The organism is Marinobacter sp. tcs-11 (genome assembly GCF_002049515.1).
In the GTDB taxonomy this organism is placed as follows: domain Bacteria; phylum Pseudomonadota; class Gammaproteobacteria; order Pseudomonadales; family Oleiphilaceae; genus Marinobacter; species Marinobacter nauticus.
On the sequence record NZ_LLYU01000050.1, the window covers coordinates 1 to 1699 of the forward strand.

At 60.3% G+C, this 1699-nt stretch carries 2 protein-coding genes; both read left to right on the plus strand.

Annotation, left to right across the window (positions count from 1 at the left end; all coding sequences use genetic code 11):
- A partial coding sequence (locus ARC85_RS19610; RefSeq protein ID WP_286715990.1) for a Mu transposase domain-containing protein occupies positions 1-1034 on the plus strand: 1034 nt, incomplete at its 5' end.
- Positions 1021-1699: IS21-like element helper ATPase IstB (gene istB, locus ARC85_RS19615; protein WP_286715993.1), on the plus strand; the 679-nt coding region annotated here is incomplete at its 3' end. The genes ARC85_RS19610 and istB, both read left to right, overlap by 14 nt.

The following is a 1699-nucleotide window of genomic DNA, read 5'->3' on the forward strand; positions in this document are numbered from 1 at the left end:
TGTACGTGGGTCTGGCCTTCCGGCCGCTGGATACCCAGACCTTTATCCAGCTCCACGATGAAGCCTTGCGGTACTTTGGCGGTCTGCCGGAGGAATGCGTTTACGATCAGACCAAGCTGGTGGTGATCAACGAGCAGTACCGGGAACTGACTCTCAACCAACGTTTCCATGAGTATGCCACCACCGCCGGGTTCCGGATCCATGCCTGCGAAGGCTATGACCCGGAGAGCAAGGGCAAGGTGGAAGCCGGCGTAAAATACGTCAAACAGGACTGCCTTTACGGCGAGGTCTTCCGGGACCAGGAACACGTGTGTCAGCACGTGCAGGACTGGGTTGAGAGTGTGGCCAATGTCCGCATCCACGGCACCACCGGAGAACCACCCCGGGAGCGGTTCGAGCAGGATGAACGAGAACATCTGGCGGCCTATCTGTCACCGGCGTGCGTGCAGTCTGTGGCCCGGGAGACACGAAGAGCCGACAAGACCGGCCTGATCGCCTGGAAGGCCAACAAATACTCCGTGCCCATGGCCTGGCAACAGGCCCGGGTGGGCGTTCTGGAGTCCGGCGGCCAACTGCACATCAGCGACCTGAGCACAGGCGACGTCATCGCCAGTCATGGCCTGTGTACGGACAAGGGCAAGGTGATCAAGAACACCCATCACTACCGGGATCATGCCCAGCGCGTGAGCAAGCTGGAAGCCGACATCAGCGCCCGGATCGGCAGTGATGTCGGGCATCGGTTGTGCCAGCAGCTCAAACGCTCCGAGCCCAAGATCTACAAGGATCAGTTGGTGGCTGCCCGCGACTTGCTCAAGCGCCACGAACCCGTGGATTCCGTGTTGATCACGACGCTGGCAGAGCGCCCCGGCATGACCGCCACACGACTGCAAAGCTACCTGGAAGCGGCCCAGGCCGCCGTTCTGCGGGAGCGACAGCCGGAGCCGTTACCGCAACCCAAGCAAGCATTGGATCTGAGTGCCTACCAGCGTCTTGGCCACTCCAGTGGCCAGGGGGTGACCCATGAGCCAGCTTGAGCAAACCGTGGCCCGATACCGCAGCCTGCGTCTGAGCGCAGCCGCTGATGAATTAACGAATCTGCTGTCTGAGGCAGAAGCCAACGAGATGTCTTATCTGAGCTTCGCGGACAGGCTTGCCGAACATGAGATGACTCAGCGCCAGGACAAGCGCATCCGCCGGAACCGGAAGATGGCCGCGTTCCCTGCCGAGAAGCGCCTGGAGGGCTTCGACTACCGGCACCAGACCACCATTACCAAACGTCAGGTAAATGCCTTGCTGGACTTCCAGTTCATCGACGAGCGGAACAACCTGGTGTTCATCGGCCCGCCGGGTGTGGGCAAGACCCACCTGGCCATCGGGATCGGCCACAAGGCGGTGGAAGCTGGTTACCGGGTGTTGTTCCGCAATGCCCTGGATCTGGTGGAAGAACTGGAACTGGCCGAAATGAAAGGGGAACTGAAAAAGCGGGTCAGCCAGTTGGCCAAGTACGACCTGCTGATCATCGACGAACTGGGCTATCTACCCATGACCCGGCAGGCCCGGTACAACCTGTTCCAGCTGATCAACAGCCTGTACGAATACCGGTCCATCATCCTGACCACCAACAAGGACTTCACCAGCTGGGGTGAGTTCTTCCACGACGACAACGTGGCGGTGCCGATCATTGACCGGGTTATCCATC